We start from the raw sequence: 21,283 nt of genomic DNA on the forward strand, positions 1-21,283 counted from the left end.
CGCTGCCGCGCTCGATCCCGCGGGTACCGGCATCCGCCTGCCGATCCGTCGCGGCGATCCGCGCCGGCCGTCTCCGCGCCTGATCGCGCGGGCGACGGCGCTGCCCGCTTCCACGACATCCGTTGCAGGGCCCGCATGGCGCACGCCGACGGGTCGTGTCCGGCCGGCATGCATTGTTTCGAGAGCCGCTGCCGGTCCGGTCGCGCGGATGAGAACCCGCCCCGTGCCCTACCGGACCTGAGTGAGGGCCGGCGCCGCTCAATGTTCGTCCAAGTTCAAAAGTAAATAAAAAACATATTGGACGTGTACTAAATGGTTCGTTGTGAACTGCTTTTTTGCCGACCGCTTGGCATGATCGAGCCACTCCAACCGTCTCTGGTCATATTCGTACGCGGCGTCGGAGCCGGTGCGGGTACGCGTCGGCCCTGGCGTCGTCGTCCTCCCACATGCCTTACAGTCCGCTCCAGTCCCTCCGGCGCTATCAGAACATCTCGGTGTTCGGCGGAGGAATCGTCGTCACCGTCCTGATCCTGATCGCCTGCGCGTTCGGGATGGGTTCGATCGTGTACGGCTACCTCGACGGCGAGCGGCACAATTTTCTCACGGGCCTGGTTCAGACCCTCAACGAGATCAAGGTCAGCGAGACGTCGTTTCGCAACGGCGTGACAAATACGCAATTGATCTGGCGGGAAACCGCCCCGGCGCCGGACGCGGTCGTCGACGCGTTCTTCGCCAACGGCGGGCGGATCGAGATCAAGCCCCATCCGTCGATCGTGTTCGGCGTGCCGGGCGGGCCGGTCGACCGCATCGAAATCGCCCGCTACCTGTCGTTGTCCGTGCTGCTGGCGCGCATTTGCGCGGCAAGCTCGATCAATCGCGGTCAGACGCTCGTCGGCTATCACTACAGTACGCGCACGAGCCTGCTCGGCTTCGTGCCGGATACGGGCGCGAGCGACGCCGTGCTGGCGACGCCGGCGGAGCGCGCGCGCGCGATGAATGCGTTGCGGATCGATTTCGGCGGCGGCGACTCGGCGGCCGCCGACGGCCGCCCCCGCGTGCACTGGCTGCCGCCGTTCGTCGATCCCGTGTCGGGTGTCGAGCGCATCCGGATCGCCGCGCAGGCGCAGGTCGACGGCCAGCCGTTCGCGGTGCTCGTCACCGAATACGCGCCGGAGGGCCTGCTGTCGTGGCAGCTCGCGCATCCGGCGGACGGCGGGTTCTTCGTGACGACGGCCGACAACCGCCTGGTCACGGCGAGCCCCGACATCGCACAGGACGAAGCGCTGATCGACCGCCTGCTGCGCCTGAACATTCCGCGCGACCACGCGGCGCTGGAAGAGGCGTCGTACCGGGACGGCTTCGTGATCTTCCACGGCAAGCTCGACTCGACCGGCTGGACGCTCGCGTACGCGCTGCGGTGGACCGATGTCGTCGCGAGCATCGCGCTGCGCGCGGGCCTGCTGCTCGGCGCGACGCTGCTGGCGATCGCGATCATGTGGGTGCTGCTCGTGCGCTTCCAGCGTCGTGTGGTCGCGACGCTCTACGCGCGCTCGCAGCGCGTGTTCGACAGCGAGGCCCTGTGCCGCGGCGTGATCGAAACGGCGCCGGTCGGGCTCGGGCTGATCTCGCGCGCCGATGGTCATTTCATGCTCGTCAGCCCCGCGCTCGCCGAGATGATCGCGCGGCTCGGCAGCGATTACCGTGCGCTGTCCGCGCAGGCCATTGCAAGGTATGAGGCGTTGCTGGCGGACGGCGCGTCCGGCGACTTGCTGCAGGCCGATCTCGTGCTGCCCGATACGGGCACCGGCGCCGCGCCGCTGCATCTCGAAATCACCGCGTGCGGCGCCCGTTACCAGGGCATCGACGTGCTGATCGTGGCGCTCGCCGATGTGACGGCGCGGCGGCAGCTTGTCCGGCAGCTCGAGGAAGCCGTGCAGGCGGCGGATTCGGCGAACGCGGCCAAGTCGTCTTTCCTCGCGGCGATGACGCACGAAATCCGCACGCCGCTGAACGTGATCCTCGGCAACCTGGAGCTGCTCGAGCGTTCTGCGCTGGACGCGTGGCAGCATGGCAGGGTGCAGACGCTGCGGGCCGCTGCGTCGGGGCTGCTCGGTCTGGTCAGCGACATTCTTGATTACTCGAAGATCGAGGCCGGCGCGATGTCGGTCGAGTCGATCGAATTCGACGTGATCGGCGTGATCGAGCGCGAACTCGGCGCATTCGCGCCCATTGCGCGAGCGAAAGGCCTGCCGCTGTTCTGCGAAATCGGCGCGAACGGCGCGCAGCGGATGCGCGGCGATCCGACGCGTCTCGCCCAGGTATTCGGCAATCTGCTGAGCAACGCGATCAAGTTTACGGCGGCCGGGCATGTCGCGGCACGCGTCTCGATCGTCTCCGCCGGGTGCGGCGATACCGAGATCGCGGTGTCCGTCGAGGACACCGGCATCGGGATTGCCGGCGGCGATCGGGACAAGCTGTTCAAGGCGTTCTCGCAGGTCGACGCGACGATCACGCGCCGCTACGGCGGCACGGGGCTCGGCCTTGCGCTGTGCGATCGCCTCGTGACCGCGATGGGTGGACGCATCACGGTCGCGAGTACGCCCGGCGCAGGCAGTTGTTTCACCGTACGCTTGCCGCTCGGCGTTCCGCTCATGACGAACGAGCCCCGTGTCGCACCCGGCGATGGCGCGCGGTTGCTCGTGGTCGCGCAGAGCGAATGGCAGCGCTTCGCGTTGCCGCACTTGCGCGCGTGGGGCTTCGTCGTCGACGCGCACGATCGCCGGACGCCGATCCCGGCCGAGTGTCATGCGCAGGCGGCCGCCGTCGTCCTGTTCGGCGAATCGGACACCTGGTCGCGCGAGGAGCTCGACGGCCTGCGCGGCGATGTGCCGATCGTGCTGGCCACGCCGGACGGGCCGATGCAACCCTATCGCGCCGGCAGGACGATACGTGTGTCCAGCTATGCGCTCGGCGGCCTGCGCGCGGCGTTGGCGCAGGCCGTCGCGCAAGGCGCGTTGGCGGCCGTCGTGACGCGTCCGCCGGTGTCGGCCGTGTGCCGCTCCGGGTGGGCGTTGCGCGTGGTGCTGGTCGACGTCGAAGCCGTGAACGGCACGATCTTTCGCGAGCAGCTCGACGTGCTCGGCTGTGTCGTCGGCATGGCCGGGTCCGGAGCGGAGGCGCTCGACCTGCTCGCGGCCGGTGGATGGGAGGTGCTTCTGCTGGGGGCCGTTCCGCCGGACATGTCCGTATGCGCATTGGCTGCGGCCGCGTGCGACCTCGAGTCGCGCTGCGAGGTGATCGTCGTCACGTCGCATCTCGCGCCGGACGACATGCGCGACTACGCGGCGGCAGGCGTCGGCGCAGTGCTGACCAAGCCCGTGACGCTCGCGCACTTGCGCAGTGCGTTGACGAACGCCGCTCGGCGTAGGAATGGCGGCGGCATGCAGGATCGGCACGCCGCGCGCCTTGCGCAAGACAACATGTCATGACGGAAGCGCGGGTCGTCGCGGCGCGTGGACGAGACAAAAATGAAAGGCAGCGCACCGCTCCGCAAGGGGGCGGTGCAATTCAATCAGGTGAGAAGAGAGGAAGACCGTGCGCTATATGGGAAAAGTCTTCGCACTGTTGCTCGAGTTTGCCGTACTCCCCGAGAAGTCCCGGAAGGATTTTCTCTCGAGGATGAACGAATTCCTGATCATGTCGCCGTCGCAGAAGCGGCGCGCGATCAGCGAGTGGCGGCAGGTGGCAGACGAGCGGGGCGATACGGACGAGGGCGTGCACCGGCAGTGACGGCGGTTCGACTGTCGATGTGCGCATCGTCATGCGGCGCGCCGGCCGGCGCGTGGGGGGATGGCCGCTGCACGGTGTTCCGGCGCCTTTCCAGGTGTCGATGCGCGGTCCGGGCGCGCACGTCGGCAGGCCTGCTCGGCACGGCCCATGTCGGCCGATCGGCCATCGTGCACGGTATTGACGGTGTTTTATCTTAAAATCTAGTGGCGCGTATATCGTCCGATGCGTCGAGCAGACGGCCAGTTGGCGGGATGGAGCGAATCCGGAAGCGGTTCGTATCCTGCCGTGGCCGACTGGTGCGCGATCGGAAGCCTCGGGGAGAACAGGGATCATGGATGAATTCTTTGTGCGTGTGATGGTGGCGGACGATCACCCGTCATCCGCGATCGGGATGTCGCAGGCACTGGGGGAGAGCAGCACGATCCGTTTTGTCGGTTCCGTCTCCAACTCGACCGATCTCGTGGCGGCGCTCGACGAGACGCCGACCGACGTGCTCGTGGTCGATTACGTGATGCCTGGCGGGAAGTTCGGCGACGGGCTCGTGCTGCTGTCGTTCCTTCAGCGCCGTTACCCGGCGCTGCGCCTCGTCACGATCACGATGATCGACAATCCGAGCGTGCTGCTGGCGATTCGCAAGCAGGGGGTCGGCTGCATCCTGAGCAAATCGGATGCGATCTCGCACCTCGTCGGCGCGGTGCATGCGGCGTTCGTCGGTGCCGGCTATTTGTCGCCGTACGTCAAGCAGTTGCTCGAGAACACCGGCGGGGCCGAGACGACGCGGCCGCTGACGACGCGCGAGATCGAGGTCGTGCGGCTGTTCGGCGCGGGCTACACGGTCGGCGAGATTGCGGTGCAGCTTCACCGCAGCAAGCAGACGATCAGCTCGCAGAAAACCAGCGCGATGAAGAAGCTCGGGATCGTTCGCGATGCCGACCTGATCCGCTATGCCAGCGAGGGCAAGCTTCACGACGTGCGGGCGGCCGATGCACCGGCACAAAGCGAATAGCCGCGCGCGATGCGCCGCGGCGAGGCGGTGCCGGCGACGGGCGCAGCCACCCCCTTCCGTGCAGCCGGTAACGAACGGCACACCGGCACCCCGCGCGTGACAAGAACGGAAGCCGGCCGTTCGCCCCTCGACGACGATCCATGCCTGCCAATCTGAAACGACTCGCCACCCGTGCGGCCACGGCGGGCCGCAAGCCGTTCGATCCCGTCCGCGTTCGTCGTCAGCAGCAGTTTCTGCTGTATGGCGGCGGCGTGGCGGTCACGCTGTTCATTCTCGTCTGCGCGGCGCTCGTCGTGCGGCTCGACATCAAGGACTATCGGGGACAGGCGCGTTCGACGTTCCTGCAGCGGGAAGCGCAGTTCTATGCAACCCTGCAGACGGCGGATACCGTGCTGATGACGTACGGCAGCAGGATGGAGCAGCTGTGGGACGACGCGGTGCAGCCGCCGCCGGAGGCGCTGGCGCGGTTCTCGGCCGCGGGCGGTGTGCTGGGCGCGGGTGAAGCCGGCGGTGAAGAGCGGGTGCTTGCACTGGCCGCGATCACGCCGGATCGTCCGGCCGCGTCGTATTCGAGATATCTCGGCGCCCTGCTCGGACAGCTCCGGAATGCCGGCCTCCCGCCGGCGGCTTCGGTCACCGCCACCGAACCGGTCGGCGGCTATCTGATCGGGACCGATGCACCGTTCCTCGCCGTGCTGGGGCCGGGGCTCGTCGCGCGGGCTCGCGCGCTGCCGCCCGGTACCGATGTGAAGGCATTGATTGCCGGCCTGATGCCGACCGGCGCCGCCCGGCAGAAGCCGGACATGCAGAACCGCACGTTCATGCTCGACCGTCGTCTCGATCCGGTGTCCGGCCGAACCGTCCTGCGCTTCGCACGCCGGCTGGACGACGCTCAGGGCCGGCCGTTCGGGTGGTTCGTCGTCAACGGGCTGTACCGGCTCGACGACGTGATGGCGCCGCGTTCGGACGACGAGGACATCGCGGTCATCGACGCGCGCCGGAATATCGTATTCGGGCGTCAGCGCGATCCGGCGATGATCGACCGCGCGCTGAACAACGCGCGCGATCCGTTCGGCGAGCACGTCATGGTGCGCCGGGTCGGCCTGGACTTCGTCATCAGCGGCCGCCTGCCGGATTCCAGCCTCGTGATGATGACGACCTTCTCGTGGCGCAGCGTCGTGAGGGCGACGCTCGCCGGCCTGAGCGTCACGCTCGGCGTCGCGTTGTTCGGTATCGCATTGCTGTGGTCGACGATCGTTCTGTTCGACCGCCGCGCGCTGCATCCCGCGAACCGTCGCGCGCTGCGCCTGATCGAAAGCGAGGCGTTCAATCGCACGCTGATCCGCAACGCGCCTGCCGGGCTGCTGCTGCTGTCGGTGGCCGACGGCGAGGCGATGGTGCGCAACGACGCCGTGCTCGCCTACGACCGCGACGCATCGGGGCTGCCGCTCGGCAAGCGCATCTGGCAGGCCTACCGCGAACATCACGCGGACGGCGGCGACCGCCGCCGCGTCCTGCAGCAGGAACTGGCCGTCGAGTGCACGGGGCACGAGACGACCTATCTTGCCGCACACGTCGTACGGACCCGCTTCCGCGGCGTCGACGTGCTGCTTTGCACGCTGACCGACGTCACCGCCCGCAAGCTGACGGAAGGCAAGCTCCGGGAGGCGCGGGCGGCGGCGGACGACGCGAACAAGGCAAAGTCGACGTTCCTCGCGACGATGAGCCACGAGATCCGCACGCCGCTGAACGCGATCATCGGCAATCTCGAGCTGATGGGGCGCGCATCGCTGCCGCCGGACGAGAAGCGGCGGCTGGCGACGATCGTCTCGTCGTCGGATGCGCTGCTGCGCGTGATCAACGATGTGCTCGACCTGTCGAAGGCGGAATCGAACCAGCTGACGCTGGAGCACATCCCGTTCGACCTGCGGCGCCTGCTGCGCGACGTCGCGGCGATGTTCCTGCCGCTCGCGGACGCGAAAGGGTTGATGCTCGAATGGCACGCCGCGTCGGAGTTGGCCGACGGCTACGTGGGCGATCCGATACGTCTGCGTCAGCTCGTGTCGAACCTCGTCGGCAATGCGATCAAGTTCACGGAGCGCGGCGCGATCGCGATCGAGGCCCGGCTGGCGCGGGACGACGGAGGCGCCAGCCAGGTCGAGATTGCCGTGCGCGACACGGGCGTCGGTATTCCGGACGAAGCGTTGCCGATGCTGTTCGATGTCTACGTGCAAGCCGATCCGTCGATCTATCGGCGTTTCGGCGGCACCGGGCTCGGGCTGCCGCTGTGCCGCCGCATCGCGCGGCTGATGCAAGGCGAACTGACCGTGGAGAGTCGCGTCGGCGAGGGCTCGACATTCATCGCGAGCCTGCCGCTGCCCGGCGCACGGCCCGGCTGGCGTGACGAAAGTCCGGACGCGGATGACGGCCCCGGCGGCGCGCCCGGTGATGCGCGCGCGTCGCGTGACGACCTGCCCGCGCTGCGCGTGCTGGTGGCCGAGGATCATCCGGCAAGCCGCGTGCTGTTGACGGATCAGCTTGCCGCGCTGGGATACGACGCGACGATCGTCGAGAACGGCATCGAAGCGATGCGCGCGTATTTCGAGGAGCCGTTCGATGTCGTGCTGACCGATCTGAGCATGCCGCAGCTCGACGGCTTCGCGCTCGCGAATTTCCTGCGCGAACAAGGGGCGAAAGTGCCGGTGATCGCGATGACCGCGCATGCCACTGACGACGACTACCGCCGTTGCACGCAGGTCGGGGCGGTCGAAGTCGTGCTCAAGCCGCTGTCGATCGACGATCTCGACGCGGTGCTGCGACGGCATGGTGGCGGCAAGGGCGGCGGCGCGCCATCCGGCGTGCGCGAAGTCGCGCCGGCCGTGACCGACGAAATCCGCCGGACCTTGCGCGACGCGACGCTGCGTTCGCTGTCGGCGATCGAGCGGGCGTTGGCGAATGGCGACGCGGGTGTGATCCGGGTCGAGCTTCACTCGATGCGCGGCGCCTTCGCGCTGGCCGGCGATGGCGCCGCGCGCGACGCTTGCGCGCAGATGGAGCGGATCGAGGCGGCAGGCGGAGCGGTAGCGCTTGAACCATGCTGGGCAGAATTTCGTGAAGCGGTCGAATGCGCGCTGGAGCGAATCGGGCGGTGATGTTCCGTTACGGTCGCAGCCGCCGGCGCACCGTGCGCCGGTCGTTCTTGAAAGGGTGTGCCGGAACGAAAGTTAAATCGACCTGACAATCAGCGATTTAGCGCGGTTGATATTCAATTTTCGTACTCGTACTAGCAATTATCGGGGCTAGACTGGCAATCGTCCTATCGCCTGTTCTCTGGCGTTCATCGAAAATAACGGCAGTGGAATTGATTTTCCACGAATTTGAATGCTGATTAGTTAATCGGTATTCGATGTCCGTAAATCTATCCTCTAAATAGAGATCACTCGATGAAACTCAGCAAACTCGTTCTGGCAATGGGCGTCACTACGGCACTGTTCGGCATCGCGCATACGGCGCAAGCAGAATCCGTGTCGAAGAAAATCATGCTGAACGCACAGATCAGCGACGGCATCTTCGTGTCGAAGCCGGACGGCTCGACGTGGTACGGCACGGAAGAACTTGAGGCGAACGACTACACGCAGGCGAAGTTCTCAAAGACGCTTCCGATCCGCGTGTGGACGAAGGGCTCCGATTTCAACATTTCGCTTTCGCAGCAGTTGAAGCTGTCGAACGGCCACTACGAAATGAAGAACCCGACGGTCACGCTCAGCAGCCAAAAGGGCGATGCCGAAGTCAAGTTCGGCGCAGTCCAGAAGATCACGCAAACCACGTCGGGCAACGGTGGCTTCGACGAGATTCACAACCTGAAGATCAATGTCGAATCGCCCACCCAGGTGGCCGGCGCGGCGAGCACCAACGGCAGCTACAGCGGCGAACTCGTCATGCTGTTCGAGCCGGTCGCGGCAGCCGCACCGTAAGTCGAGTAATCGGCCTGAAAGGAGGCCCTGATCGGGCCTCCTTTTTTGATGTGACGACAAACAGCATGCGCATACCCGACCTTCAAATTTCACCATAGAAGAAAGAATAGCGTGTTCGCCGATCAAATCCCATTTCGATTCAATAAACTGTGGCTTGGTGCGTTTCTTTTTGTTTCGTCGCACTCATTCGCAGAACTAAAGATATCATACGGCGTGCCGGAAGGATTCAGTGCGGCCGAAATGGATGATAGCGCGAACTATGTCGCGACCTTCAATGGCAGAACGCTTCCCGGATTCATTGGTTATTCGCAGGAGAGCGGTGCGCTCGTATTCGACGCGGATAAATACGAAGAAAACGGCATTTCGCCGACTGATGTCGGCACATTGAAAAAGATCGTCGCCCAGCTCGACTACAAACGTTGCAGCAAGGGGTGCGATCTCGAGATCGACGGTTACTACGTAACGGTCGACAAGATGAAGCGATCGATATCGATTCGCGACACGCGTGAAGATTACATTGCGCCGCCCACGTCGCTGGGCATCGTCAACAATCAGTCGATCGACCTGCGCGCCGCATCGGACGGCTACCGTGCCGCCAACGTGAACGGCAATACCTGGATCGGCCTGCCGTCTCAGAGTTTCGGTTACCTGAACTGGTATGTGAACCAGACGGAGTCGCGCTACAACAGCGGCGGCACGCGCGGCGTGTCGTCCTATTATCTGCAGAAGAACTTCGCCAGTACGTATATTCGGGCGGGCAAGCAGAACAACATCGACTATGCGTCGGGCTCGGTCAGCACGCTGTTGTCGCCGAGCTTCGACCAGTTCGTCACGGTCGGCAGCCAGAGCCACCTGCGGGTCGACAACAATGCGGGCTCGCTGATTCTGTATGCGACCGCGGAAGGGAACTACGAGTTTTACCGTAACGGTCGCCTGATCATGAAGCGGCCGGCGTCGATCGGGCGCAACGAAATCAGCTTTGCCGATCTCCCCGGTGGCTACTACACGACGGAGGTGCGACTCGTCGATCGTAACGGCAACGTGGTCACCCGCGAGAATCGCGAGATCAACAACCTCAATTTCGGGGCTGCCAGCGGCAACACGTGGCACGTGACCGCCGGCAAGGACATGTACGAAGGCGGCTTCCTGCTCGAAGCGGGCATGAGCCGGAATCTGAAACAGTTCTATCTGAACGCGTCGATGCTGGCGGGGCACCACGGGAAGTGGGCGGCCGAAGTCAACGTGACGCGGCCGACGCGGATCGGCGATATCGACGTGACGCCCACGCTCGGCTTGCTGAGCGGCGAGCGAAGCGCCGGCGGTTACGCGAACGTTGCGCTGGCGAGCGACACACTCGGCAACCTCATGGTGAGCCGATATCAGAACACCAACGTGTCGCGGTTCTATTGGGGGCAGCCGAGCACGGCCGTGTCGTATAGCCGGAACATCCGCAAGGCGATTGTTTCATACAACTATCATCAGTCGAATTTCGGCAAGTCGCATCAGGCCGAAGTGCGCTGGAATTACCGCCCGAACGGCCTGTGGGGCACGTTCGCGCTCGGCGTGCAGAAGGGCGGCTTCCAGCGTGGCGGCCAGGGGTATGGCGTGTATTTCAACATGACCATGACGCTCGACAAGGTGCAGGCGAGCTTCAGCACCGCGCATTCGGGCGGCAGCACCCAGCTGAGCGGCGATGTCCGCAAGTCCTTCGAAGACGGCTTCGGCACGAGCACGATCGGGCTCACGGCCAACCGCACCGGCAGCGACTACGGCGTCAATCTCTACGGCAGCCGCTCCGGCACGCGTGGCGATGCGTCGTTGAACGTCGGCAACAGCAGTGTGGGCAGCAACGTGGACTTCAACTATCGCGGCATGGTGGCCGCGAGCAGGGAGGGCGTCGCATTCGGCCGGTACAGCCCGTCCGGCAGCGCACTGCTGCTCACGACACCGGAAGTCCCGGGCATGAAGTATGGCTTCAACGTCGAGGGGAATCCGGTTGGCGGCAACAGCACCTACGCGGTGCCGCTCAATGCGTATAGCGATGTCGCGTTCGCGCGGGTGTTCAGCAACAGCGAGAACATCGACATGAACATCGAGGTGCCGGCGAATGTAGTTCGCGCCCATCCGGGCCAGGTGTACTCCGCGAAGGCGCGGGTCGACATCAACATGATCTACAGCGGCTTCCTGACGGATTCCGACGGGAAACCGGTCAGCGGGAAGATCGTGGATACGGGCGATACGGCCCATACGAACGGCCTGTTCTCGATCGTCAGCAAGCAGCTGCTGAGGGCGATCACGGTCGAAGGCGCGGCCCATCGTTACCGCTGCGACCTGAACGACGTGAAGGACAGCCAGTACCGCTGCGAAATCGCGGTCGACATGAATAATCAAGAGGCAACGAAATGAACGTGAAATTGCATACCGTGCTTGCCGCGTTGGGCGGATTGATGCTTGCGGCATGGCAGCCGGCTCATGCCGAGGGCGAACTGATGGTGATGCCTGCTACGACCAAGCTGTTCAACGCTCACGAGCAAAGAGTGACGGTCAGGAATATGGGCGATGCACCGCTGTACCTGAATATCTCGGTGCAGAAGGTCATGAATCCGGGCGTGACGCCGGAAGAAAAAGTCGATCTCGGCAAACTCGATCATCCGGGGCTGCTGGCGAGCCCGGACAAGCTGACGCTCGGCCCCGGCCAGACGCGAGCGATCATGCTGAAGTCGCTCACGCAGCCGGAGCGCGAATCGCTGTATCGCCTGTATATCGTACCGGTCAGGTCGCTCAAGGTCGACGATGTGCCGCAGAACAAGATCACGGCGCCGATGTCGGTCGCGATCGGCTATGGCGTACTGGTGCGTCACATGCCGCCGCCGGGCGAACAGCGCTCAGGCTGGGCCCACCGCTGCGAGCGGGGCGGGCTGACGCTTGAGAATACAGGCAACGTCCGGCAGGTTTTCAGTGAAGTGACATTCGACAAGTCGGGCGGGCCGCAGACGATCGCCGTATTCCCCGGCACGCCGCAGCATTTCGCGACCCAGCGGATGTCGCTGAACGTCGACGGCAAGGCCGCGACGCTGCAATGCCCATGATCGGGCCGCGCGCGGTAGCGGGTTTGCTGGCGGCGCTTTGCTGTACGGGCAGTCTGGCGGCCGGCGTTCTCAAGTTGTCCCGCACCGAACTGACGCTGGCGCAGGGCAAGCCGATACCGGAGTTGTGGGTTGAAAACGTCGGTGATACGCCGCTCTACCTCGATGTCACGCAGCAGTTGGTCACCAATCCGGGCGAGCGCCCGGAACGCCTCGTGCCGGTCACGGAAGTGTCCCGGCCGGCATTGCTGACGTTCCCTGACCGGTTCGCGCTATCGCCGGGGCAGAAGCGCCAGGTCATGCTGAAGGTGTTCGATACGCCGCCGAGGGCGCAAGTGTGGCGTCTGACATTTCGGCCAAGAGAGCGGCTGATTGTCGATGCGAAGGATGCGTCGGGTGTGCAGGCGCCGCTGGCCATCAGCATCGGATATGGCGTCGTGATCTATCAACACGCGCGTCACACGCAGGATTGATCGAATGGTTGCACGCGCGTTGTCACGCCGACCGGAGGAACGCATGTTGTCCGTATTTTATCTAATTCAGCAATGATTTTTTGCGTGGTGAATGAGGTTCCCAATTTTCAATTTGGCGGACGATGGAGAGGTAGTATGTACCGTATATTGATCAGGATTTTGAGCATTATCTGCCTTTCTCTCGTTGCCGGGAAGGCAAACGCGGTGTTTGGATTGAAGCTGAGCGATCTTAGTAACGGTTACAGCAATTGCTCGTGGGTGGATAACAAGGATGGCACAAGCACGCTTCGGATGACCGTCTCCTATAAAATCATTACTGGGCATACGGGTAATGCGACTCCGGTATCGCGAGGATTGCTGCTGTATGCGTACGACGCGAATGGCACCATGCTACCACCGACCGCCCATGCTGGCCTGGTTGCGTCGGTGGCATTGAATGGGGCTGCTAGTTCTAATTCGTTTGGTGGATCAGGGTACGTGATGTTTCATGGGCAAAATGCCCCTGCCATCTGGAGGCAGTTCTATCCATTCAGCGCGAATTACGAAGTGAGGATAAACAACAATAAGGTTGGGTCATGGCCGGCCATTTCTCTTCGCGCCGGCAATTACACAAACAGCGACGACGTTGGGGAAATTACAGGCGGTGCTTATATCGAGCGCGGTGGCGTCAATGGAAGCTGCAAAGTGGTGGATCCTGAGAAGCCACCGCCGCCGTCCATCGCGATTGGTGTATCGGCGCCGGACTGGAACCTCGGCGAGTTGCCGGAGGGTGACGCCACCAAGACGTTCACCAACCCGACGGATTGGCTTTGCTTTACTTATAGCGGCTCTGAGGTCAGCGGCAAATTGTTCGTTATCAATGCCAGTAGCGCAAACGGTATTGTCGGCGGCCGTTACCGTCTCAGGAACCTGAACGACGTGACGCAGTATGTGCCCTATAACGTGACGCTCGACAACGGTGCAACGATCGTGCCGCTCCCGAACGCAAGCAACAAGACGGTGACTTTCTATAGCGGGGCGAGCATGGCCTGCTTCACGCCCACCTTCAGCACGACAGTCAGTCCGAACGTTAAAGAGGGTGGTTACAGCGATGTCCTGACTTTCACAGTGGTCACGAAATCATAGGGGAGCCAATGAAAACGTCCGTATTTCGCGCGGGAGCGATGGTCCTGCTGCTGGTGTCGGCCGTCGCTCACGCACAGACAATTACGCTTACCGGCAAGCTCCAAAGCAAGGTCACTGCGCAGGTGGCCAAGCGGGAGGTGCTGACCGTGACCGACGACAAGGGCGGCTGGTTCGACAGCGGATTGACGATGCAGCAACTGGGCGGCTGGACCACACCGTATGAGGTGCAGGCGAGGTTGAAAGTCGTTTCTTCGAGCGGCGTATTTCAGGTGCGCATGGACGAACCGCTGATGATCCGCAACCAGTCCAATGCCGCCCAGGTATTTCGGTCGCCGAAAGTGCTGCTGGGCAACGAGGGGGGAGATCCGAAAGCGCTGGCGGTCGGCCAGAACGCGCAGTTCCAGAATCCGGCGCCGCCCGTGGCCGGTGCGGACACCACGGGTTATTACACGCTCGCGATCTCCGCTTATCCGCCGGAAGGCGATTTCAAAAGTACCGTGGGCACCTACACCGGCGTGCTGTCGATGACATTCGAGCCGGTTATCAAGCCCTGATGCGCGGCGGGTGTCTCGACAGCGCGTGTCGTCGAGCGAGAATGCGATTGATTTGCCCCGCGATTCTGCCGTGAGTGTGCCACGCGGGGTGTTCCTGATCGGTTTGTAACTCATGCGTCATGGCGCGGGGTGCTGCACGACGCGTTGCATGGGCTGCACTGCCATCGAAGTGCCGTCCGATCAGCCATTTTTTGACGGACACATCGAGATGAAACCACGTCTTTTTTCGCTTGGGCGCCTGTGCATGGCGCTGGGCCTGTTCATACCGGCTGCGTCGTTTGCCGCAATCGACCTGATGCCCAAAGAGGTCACGGTCGATGCGGACACAACTAGCGTCCAGGTCGTCAACAACGGCGATCGGCCCGAGTACGTGACGATCGCCCTGTCTCGCCTGCTCAACCCTGGCGTGCCGCTGCAGGACGAGCGCGTCGAGCCGGTTGCCGAGACGAAGCACCCCGCGCTTTATGCGTATCCGTTCCGGATGACGCTTGCGCCCGGACAAACCAAGACGATCACGCTCAAGGCCGTGCGGGCAGTCGAGACGGAAGCGGTCTATCGTCTCGACGTGCAGCCCGTGATCAAGGTGCTCGGTACCGAGCAGAAAAAGACGTCCGCCAACGTGGTCGTCAACTTGGGGTTCAGCGGGCTCGTTCGGCAGTTGCCGGCGAAACCCCGCGAGAGCCTTGCGGTCGAGTGCGTCGACGAAGGGGCCATGCTGACGGCAACCGGAAACGTCCGTGTGCGTGTGGAAGGCGCGAAGGTGGGCGGGCACGAGGTCGATGGCTTCAACGTCTACCCGGGCGTGCCGCTTCCGCTCAAAGGGCATGTCGTTGTCATACCCGGGCATCCGACATGCACTGGTGGGCGTTCCTGATCAGCGACTATCCGCGCATTCCGCTTCAGTTCGACGGGCGCGACGTTGCGATCCCGGGAATCTGCGAAACGTTGCCCACGAGTTTTTCACAGCGAGAGCGCCGTCGATCTATGCCTGTGAGAAGAACGGCGCCCCAGTTCCCAATGGCCGGAATTTGATCCATCAAGCGGTTCTCGATTCAAAGCCGATATCCGGAAGCGAGGTTGGGCCGCAATATGCGATATCGGGCTGAGGTCGATACCCGTCGCCGTCCCGATGCCTCGCCAGTCATTCCCGTCCGGACCAATGTTTGGTTCACGCTTCGAATCGATGCAGGTTCGAGCACGCGTTGCCGTATGCGCACGTGAACGTCCAGACGTGGTGGTCGTTCGTCGGTTTGCCGGAGCGGACGAGGTCGCTTTGCGGATCCGCTCCACCGGCTCCGACGAACGCATCATCGCGTGTACGCGCGCAAAATGAGCGTGCGCAAGATTCAGACGTTGCCAGCCGTGCGCCGCAACCATGAAGTGCCCCCTCCGTATTCAATGTCCCACGCGTGTCGTCCGACTCGCGCATCGATCGATGCGATCACGCAGCGCTTGACCAATGTCAACTCTTCAAACAGCCGATGCGGCCGAAGAATGAATAGGACACGACGCATATGAGTTCCTTCCTATTTAGTACGTGTCTGATTCAAAGGGGTAATTCGCGATGGCAATATTAGGACTTGAATTGCTTCGATAGGCGATGATTTTGAAATTATCGATAGTCGAGGCATTTGGAATTTCAACAAATGCCGCTCTTCATTCGTGATATTTGATATTTGTTGACGTTGATCGAAGATCAATCGTGATGGATGGAATTTTGCAATACTAACCAATAGGAAAGGATCGCTCGTCGAATCGGAATCCCATCCGCGACTACGTAACGTGATCGGCATGAATGTATGCCGAGGTTCCGTCGTCATTCGATTGAGACGGGTGATCGATCAGGCGTTATGCATTCGTTCGACCCTGCTGAATACACGCCCGTTGCTCGAGAGAAGGTTTCATGGTTTTGGCTGGCCGATGCCGGCCTGTTTGCCGCTACGGCGTGGGCGGTGAAGCGCTGGCTGGAAGGCGCGCCGTACTCGCTGTCCGATGCAGCGATGATCGCGGTTTCGATCGCGTGCGCGTTGGTCTTTCGCCCGTCGGTCGGCTGGATTGGCAATACCGGGAGCCGTACCCGCAGGTGGCTGGCGCTGGCTGGTTTGGCCGTTGCGCTGTGCGTCGGCGCGATTGCCGTCATGGCGTCCGACGGGCAATACGGGGCGGCCCTGGATCGGGTGATCGGTTGGCTGGTGTTGTCTGCGATTGCGATCGTCGCGGTGCAAGCGTTGCGGCGGTGGCTGGGTGTTCGCGCGGCGAGGCGCGGCGCACGGCGCAGGAGCATTGCGCTGGTCGGGTATCGGGAGCGGTGTCTGGCGCTCGCGAGCGGCGAGGCGCGGGATGCGGTCCTGCCGTATCAGGTGGCTGCGATCTTCGACATGGCCGGCTCGTCGGCCGGCAGTGCGGACGAAGCGAATGTGCATCGCGATCTCGATGCATTCGTCGAGCACGTGCGTGTCGCACACGTCGTGGAGATCTGGATCGTGCTGCCGCTGTCGGAGGCCGACAGCGTCGGAGCGGTCGTCCGCGCGTTCGGCAAGGATCTCGTGGACATCCGCTTCATCCCGGACCTGACGGACATCACGCCGCTCCGTCCGCGCCGCGCGATTCGCGGCCGGGCGCTCGATCTTGTCGCGGCGCCGCTGTCGGCTCGGGCACTCGCCGGCAAGGCGGTATTCGATCGCGTCTTCGCGGCGCTGGCGCTGATTGCGATCTCGCCGCTGCTGGGGGCCATCGCGATCGCGGTGAAGTGCTCGTCCGCGGGGCCGGTGCTGTTCCGGCAGCAGCGCAGGGGCACCTACGGTCGCATCTTCACGATCTACAAGTTCAGGACGATGCGCAGGCACGACGCGAGCGAGCCGGGCGAAGTGCGTCAGGCCACGCGGGGCGATCCACGCATCACGCGTATCGGCGCGCTACTGCGGCGGACCAGCCTCGACGAGCTGCCGCAGTTCTTCAACGTGCTGAAGGGCGACATGTCGGTGGTCGGTCCGCGGCCGCATGCGGTGGAGCACGACCATTTTTACCAGCATCGGGTGGACGGCTACATCCAGCGCTACAGGATCAAGCCGGGCATCACGGGTTGGGCGCAGGTCAACGGGCATCGGGGCGAGACGGATCGGGTCGAGAAGATGCAGAAGCGGGTCGAGCACGATCTTTACTACCTGAACAACTGGTCGTTTTCGCTGGATATGCGGATCGTGGCGGCGACCGTTCTGTGCGGATTCACGCATCGCAATGCCTATTGAATGATGCGTCGACGCACGTGCTTTGGATAACAGGAATGGCAACTCTAAAACGGTCTCTTTCATGGGCGCTGCGCTTGCGGACGGCTGCGGCGATCTTGCCCGTCACGCTGCTGTCCGCGTGTGCGGTCGAGCCGGGTATGCACATGGACCTCGCGCACGATGCGCCGCAGGAAGGCGGTATCGCGACACAGGTTCACGAAAGCGGCTTGACGGTTTCGACGCGTCGCATCGATGCGACATCGGTAAATCGGCCGCAACGCGGTCACGCTTCCGATGAAGCGGCGTCGGTACCGATCGGACCGATCGACGGCGAACTGATCGCGACCCAGAGGCGCGAAACCCACGCACAGGGCGAACGTACCCGTGATGCGCTCTTTGCTGCGCCGACGCCTTACGTGATCGGCTCGGGCGACGTACTGCAGATCACCGTGTGGGATCACCCGGAACTGGCGGCGGCGCAGGGCAACCCCGGCACTCAGCAGGTGCGCCCTGCCGATCCTGCAGCCGGCTTCGTCGTCGATCAGGCCGGCAACCTGACGTTTCCGTACGTGGGCGAGCTGCATGTCGCCGGCATGAGTACGAGCGAGATTCAGGCTGCGCTTGCCAACCGGCTCTCGACATGGTTCGTCGCACCGCAATTGACGGTGCGCGTCGCGTCGTATCGCGCGAATCGCGTCTACGTCGACGGCGAAGTCCGCGCGCCGGGTGCGCAACCGGTCAACGATGCGCCGATGACGCTGCTCGAGGCCATCACGCGCGCAGGCGGCTTCACCGCCGATGCCGATCAGAGCCGCATGACGCTCGTGCGCGCCGGCACGGCCTATCCGGTCGATCTCCCGGGACTGATTCGGGAGCGTCTCGATCCGTCGCGCATCGTGCTGCGCAACGGCGATCTGCTGCAGGTCGGTGCGCGCGATCAGTCTGGCGTGTACGTGATGGGCGAAGTGAACAAGCCCACGACTGCGCTGCCGCTGCGCAACGGGCGGCTCACCCTGGCCGACGCGCTGTCGCAGGCCGGCAGCGTAAGCCAGGGAACGGCCGACCCGAAGCAGACCTATGTGATTCGGGCCGGCGCGGATCGGCAGGCACAGGTATTTCATCTCGACGGCCGCTCGCCGGTATCAATGGTGCTGGCCAACGAATTCGAGCTGCAACCGCGCGACGTCGTATACGTCGACAGCACGAAGCTCGCACGCTTCGGCCGTGTGCTTGCGCAACTGTTGCCGGCCATCAACGCTGGCCTGACTGCCGCGATCGTCACGAAATGATGAAACGAATCCTGATGGTGTGTACCGGCAACATCTGCCGCAGCCCGGCCGCGCAAGCGATGCTGTCGCGCGCGCTGCCGGGCCGGACGATCGAGTCGGCTGGCATTGCGGCGATCGGCGGGGCGGCGATCGATCCGGTGATGAGCGAACTGCTGACCGGACGCGGCTTCGACTTGTCCGTGCATCGAGCGCGACGCGTCGACGACCGGATCTGCCGGTGGGCCGACCTGATTCTCGTCATGGAGACTGCGCATCGCCATCTGATCGAACGGACGTACCCGATGACGCGCGGACGCGTGTATTGCCTCGCCGAACGTTACCGAACGGACGTTCCGGATCCTTACCGCCGCAGCCGCCACGTCTACGACTACGCGGCGAGGCTGATCGAGCACGGCGTCGTCGATTGGGCTGGGCGGATCGTCAGCCTCGAACAGAACCGGCGGCGGCGCCCGGACACCGGCGCGGGTGCGCCGGAACATTTGCAGTGAGCCCCACATGAATGCATTGAATCGACGCTCCCCCCTGTTACGCGACGCGGACGAGATCGACGTGCGAGGCATCCTCGACATGCTGATCCGGCACGCGGGCCGCATCGCCGCGGTCACGGTCGCGTGTGCGGCGCTCGGCGCCGGCTATGCGCTCGTCGCGAAGCCGGTCTACAAGGCCGACATGGCCGTGCAGGTGGAAAGCGGCAGCTCCGACCTGCGCAGCATGGCGGAAGGCGGGCTGGTCGGTGGCCTTGGCGCGCTGTTCGACGTGAAGTCGACCGACGACGGCGAAATGGAGATCCTGCGCTCGCGGCTCGTGACCGAGCCGGTCGTCGACCTCCTGCATCTGGACATCGAAGCGCGGCCGCGCCGCGTGCCCGTGATCGGCGCCGCCATCGCGCGTTTCAATCGAGGGCTTTCTGCTCCTGGCCTGTTCGCTGTCGGTGGGTTCGTGTGGGGCAACGAACGCATCGATATTCCGGCGTTCGACGTGCCGCGCGCCTTCGTCGGACACACGTTCGTCGTCACGTCGTTGGGCGGCGAGCGCTATCGCCTGTCCGGCGCCGATCTCGATCGCGATGTGGAAGGCGTGATCGGCGAGCCGCTGCGCGTGAAGACGGCCGCCGGCGATGTGTCGCTGCGGGTGGCCGGCATCGAAGCGGAGGCAGGTGCGCAGTTCATCGTGAGGGCCGACTCGAAGCAGGCCGTGCTGGCCGAGCTGCAAAAGCAATTGACGATTGCGAACCGCGGCAAGGATCAGTCCGGCGTGATCGGCGTGTCGTACGAAAGCGATGATCCGGAGCGTACTGCCGCCGTGTTGAACGCGATCGCCGCCAACTACGTGCAGCAGAACGCGAACCGCAAGGCGGCCACCGCCGAGAAGTCGCTGGCTTTCCTGAGCGATCAGGTGCCGATGGTGGAGCGCCGGCTGCAGGTGGCCGAGGATCGCCTCAACGCATACCAGGCCCGCCATGAGATCGTGGATCTGACCGAACAGGCGAAGGCGATGCTGACGCAGTCGACGGCCGTGCAGACGTCGCTGTTCGAGCTCGAACAGAAGCGATTGGCGCTGGCGTCGACGCTGACGCCAGCCCACCCGGAACTCGGGGCGCTCGACCGGCAGATCGCCGCCGCCAATGCGCAGATCGTGACGCTCAACGACGCGATCCGGCGATTGCCCGATGCGCAGCGGAACGTCGTGCGCCTGCGTCGCGACGTGACCGTGCAAACCGAGATCTATGTCGGCCTGCTGAACAGCATCCAGCAGCTTCGCGTGGCGACCGCGAGCAAGATCGGCAACGTACGCGTGATCGATCGCGCGATCGTGCCGGACGAGCCCGTACGGCCGAAGCCGGCGCTGGTGACGGTGATTGCCGCGCTGCTCGGGGTCGTGCTCGGTTCGGGTGCCGTCATCGGCCGCGCGGTGCTGTTCGGCGGCGTTACCGATCCGGCCGAGATCGAGCGCGACACGGACCTGAACGTGATGGCGACGATCCCGCAAAGCGCCGCTCAACGCCGGTTTGCGCAGCGCGGAGCGGGTGGCGGGGCGTCGGTCCTGTCGATGGCGTGGCCGAACGAACCCGCAGTCGAGGCGCTGCGCAGCCTGTGCACGGCGCTGCGGTTCCAGTTGACGGACCGGCCCGAGAACAACCGGGTGCTGATCACCGGCCCATCCACGGGTGTGGGGAAGTCGTTCGTGTCGGCCAACGTTGCCGCACTGCTCGGCCAGTCGGGCCAGCGTGTGTTGCTGATCGACGGCGACTTGCGTCGTGGCGAGCTGGCGAAGCGATTCGGCACGCGGCCGGAGATCGGTTTGTCGACCGTCCTTCGCGGCGGCGTGACCGGCGCCGCCGCGATCGTTCACGACGTCGCGCCGAACGTCGATCTGCTGCCGGCCGGCCCGCGCGCCGACCGGCCTGTCGAACTGCTGTCGTCGGATCGTCTTGCGGCGTTGCTGACGAACGTTGCGCGCGATTACGACGTCGTTTTGCTCGACGCACCGCCGCTGCTGCCGGTGACGGACGCGATCGTGCTTGCCGCGCAGGCGGACACGATCCTGCTCGCCGCGCGCTCCGGCGTGACGACCTCGGGCGAGCTGCTCGAATCCGCGAAGCGGATCGAGCGCGTCGGCGCGCGCGCAACTGGCGTCGTGTTCAACGGCTTCCGGCCAGGACTGCGTTCCGCACAGTACGGCAACTACGGCGCTTACGCGTACGACGGTGCCGATTCACAAACCGCTGCGGATCGGACGTGATCCTCCGACAGAGATTCC

Annotated in this window: 15 protein-coding genes; all 15 read left to right on the top strand. The window is 64.1% G+C overall.

The window, feature by feature from the left end:
• Positions 1–446: 446 nt before the first annotated feature.
• The 15 genes from G3N61_RS06570 (at position 447) to G3N61_RS06640 (ending at position 21,265) form a co-directional block, all read left to right on the top strand.
• Positions 447–3,488 (top strand): ATP-binding protein, encoded by a 3,042-nt coding sequence (locus G3N61_RS06570; RefSeq protein WP_205821890.1) that lies wholly within the window; start codon positions 447–449, stop codon positions 3,486–3,488.
• A 106-nt stretch (positions 3,489–3,594) separates the two neighbouring features.
• The gene (locus G3N61_RS06575; RefSeq protein WP_089453880.1) at positions 3,595–3,789 is read left to right on the top strand and encodes a hypothetical protein; all 195 of its coding nucleotides are present in this window, start codon (positions 3,595–3,597) and stop codon (positions 3,787–3,789) included.
• A gap of 331 nt (positions 3,790–4,120) precedes the next feature.
• A complete protein-coding gene (locus G3N61_RS06580) occupies positions 4,121–4,795 on the top strand; it encodes a response regulator (RefSeq protein ID WP_205821891.1) in 675 nt (224 codons plus the stop codon).
• A gap of 140 nt (positions 4,796–4,935) precedes the next feature.
• Entirely contained in the window at positions 4,936–7,947 is a 3,012-nt protein-coding gene (locus G3N61_RS06585) for a hybrid sensor histidine kinase/response regulator (protein WP_205821892.1), read from the top strand.
• A 291-nt stretch (positions 7,948–8,238) separates the two neighbouring features.
• Positions 8,239–8,769: a fimbrial assembly protein gene (locus G3N61_RS06590; RefSeq protein WP_205821893.1), complete on the top strand. Its 531-nt coding sequence runs from the start codon at positions 8,239–8,241 to the stop codon at positions 8,767–8,769.
• A 240-nt stretch (positions 8,770–9,009) separates the two neighbouring features.
• Positions 9,010–11,175, top strand: a complete 2,166-nt coding sequence (locus G3N61_RS06595; protein WP_089453876.1) for a TcfC E-set like domain-containing protein — start codon at positions 9,010–9,012, stop codon at positions 11,173–11,175.
• Positions 11,172–11,858, top strand: a complete 687-nt coding sequence (locus G3N61_RS06600; protein ID WP_175046082.1) for a pilus assembly protein — start codon at positions 11,172–11,174, stop codon at positions 11,856–11,858. The genes G3N61_RS06595 and G3N61_RS06600 overlap by 4 nt, the downstream gene beginning before the upstream one ends.
• Positions 11,849–12,328, top strand: coding sequence for a hypothetical protein (locus G3N61_RS06605; protein ID WP_089453875.1), 480 nt, complete (start codon positions 11,849–11,851; stop codon positions 12,326–12,328). Before G3N61_RS06600 ends, G3N61_RS06605 begins: the two co-directional genes overlap by 10 nt.
• Positions 12,329–12,463: 135 nt before the next feature.
• Positions 12,464–13,453, top strand: coding sequence for a hypothetical protein (locus G3N61_RS06610; protein ID WP_205821894.1), 990 nt, complete (start codon positions 12,464–12,466; stop codon positions 13,451–13,453).
• An 8-nt stretch (positions 13,454–13,461) separates the two neighbouring features.
• Positions 13,462–14,007, top strand: coding sequence for a hypothetical protein (locus G3N61_RS06615; RefSeq protein WP_205821895.1), 546 nt, complete (start codon positions 13,462–13,464; stop codon positions 14,005–14,007).
• A 208-nt stretch (positions 14,008–14,215) separates the two neighbouring features.
• Complete coding sequence (locus G3N61_RS06620) at positions 14,216–14,881, top strand: hypothetical protein (protein WP_205821935.1); 666 nt, start codon at positions 14,216–14,218, stop codon at positions 14,879–14,881.
• 976 nt (positions 14,882–15,857) lie between these two features.
• The gene (locus tag G3N61_RS06625; protein WP_205821896.1) at positions 15,858–17,255 is read left to right on the top strand and encodes an undecaprenyl-phosphate glucose phosphotransferase; all 1,398 of its coding nucleotides are present in this window, start codon (positions 15,858–15,860) and stop codon (positions 17,253–17,255) included.
• Positions 17,256–17,290: 35 nt separating this feature from the next.
• Complete coding sequence (locus G3N61_RS06630) at positions 17,291–18,523, top strand: polysaccharide biosynthesis/export family protein (protein ID WP_205821936.1); 1,233 nt, start codon at positions 17,291–17,293, stop codon at positions 18,521–18,523.
• Positions 18,524–18,537: 14 nt separating this feature from the next.
• Positions 18,538–19,011 (top strand): low molecular weight phosphotyrosine protein phosphatase, encoded by a 474-nt coding sequence (locus tag G3N61_RS06635; protein WP_346778554.1) that lies wholly within the window; start codon positions 18,538–18,540, stop codon positions 19,009–19,011.
• Between the two features lie 61 nt (positions 19,012–19,072).
• Positions 19,073–21,265, top strand: coding sequence for a polysaccharide biosynthesis tyrosine autokinase (locus G3N61_RS06640; protein ID WP_346778553.1), 2,193 nt, complete (start codon positions 19,073–19,075; stop codon positions 21,263–21,265).
• Positions 21,266–21,283 lie beyond the last annotated feature (18 nt).

The sequence above is a fragment of the Burkholderia sp. Ac-20349 genome (assembly GCF_017104865.1).
GTDB lineage: Bacteria > Pseudomonadota > Gammaproteobacteria > Burkholderiales > Burkholderiaceae > Burkholderia > Burkholderia aenigmatica.

Excerpts from the sequence above, each read along its gene's own strand:
- G3N61_RS06570 (WP_205821890.1), top strand. The coding sequence starts at position 447 with ATGCCTTACAGTCCGCTCCAGTCCCTCCGGCGCTATCAGAACATCTCG.
- G3N61_RS06580 (WP_205821891.1), top strand. The coding sequence starts at position 4,121 with ATGGATGAATTCTTTGTGCGTGTGATGGTGGCGGACGATCACCCGTCA.
- G3N61_RS06585 (WP_205821892.1), top strand. The coding sequence starts at position 4,936 with ATGCCTGCCAATCTGAAACGACTCGCCACCCGTGCGGCCACGGCGGGC.
- G3N61_RS06590 (WP_205821893.1), top strand. The coding sequence starts at position 8,239 with ATGAAACTCAGCAAACTCGTTCTGGCAATGGGCGTCACTACGGCACTG.
- G3N61_RS06595 (WP_089453876.1), top strand. The coding sequence starts at position 9,010 with ATGGATGATAGCGCGAACTATGTCGCGACCTTCAATGGCAGAACGCTT.
- G3N61_RS06600 (WP_175046082.1), top strand. The coding sequence starts at position 11,172 with ATGAACGTGAAATTGCATACCGTGCTTGCCGCGTTGGGCGGATTGATG.
- G3N61_RS06605 (WP_089453875.1), top strand. The coding sequence starts at position 11,849 with ATGCCCATGATCGGGCCGCGCGCGGTAGCGGGTTTGCTGGCGGCGCTT.
- G3N61_RS06610 (WP_205821894.1), top strand. The coding sequence starts at position 12,464 with ATGTACCGTATATTGATCAGGATTTTGAGCATTATCTGCCTTTCTCTC.
- G3N61_RS06615 (WP_205821895.1), top strand. The coding sequence starts at position 13,462 with ATGAAAACGTCCGTATTTCGCGCGGGAGCGATGGTCCTGCTGCTGGTG.
- G3N61_RS06620 (WP_205821935.1), top strand. The coding sequence starts at position 14,216 with ATGAAACCACGTCTTTTTTCGCTTGGGCGCCTGTGCATGGCGCTGGGC.
- G3N61_RS06625 (WP_205821896.1), top strand. The coding sequence starts at position 15,858 with ATGCATTCGTTCGACCCTGCTGAATACACGCCCGTTGCTCGAGAGAAG.
- G3N61_RS06630 (WP_205821936.1), top strand. The coding sequence starts at position 17,291 with ATGGCAACTCTAAAACGGTCTCTTTCATGGGCGCTGCGCTTGCGGACG.
- G3N61_RS06635 (WP_346778554.1), top strand. The coding sequence starts at position 18,538 with ATGGTGTGTACCGGCAACATCTGCCGCAGCCCGGCCGCGCAAGCGATG.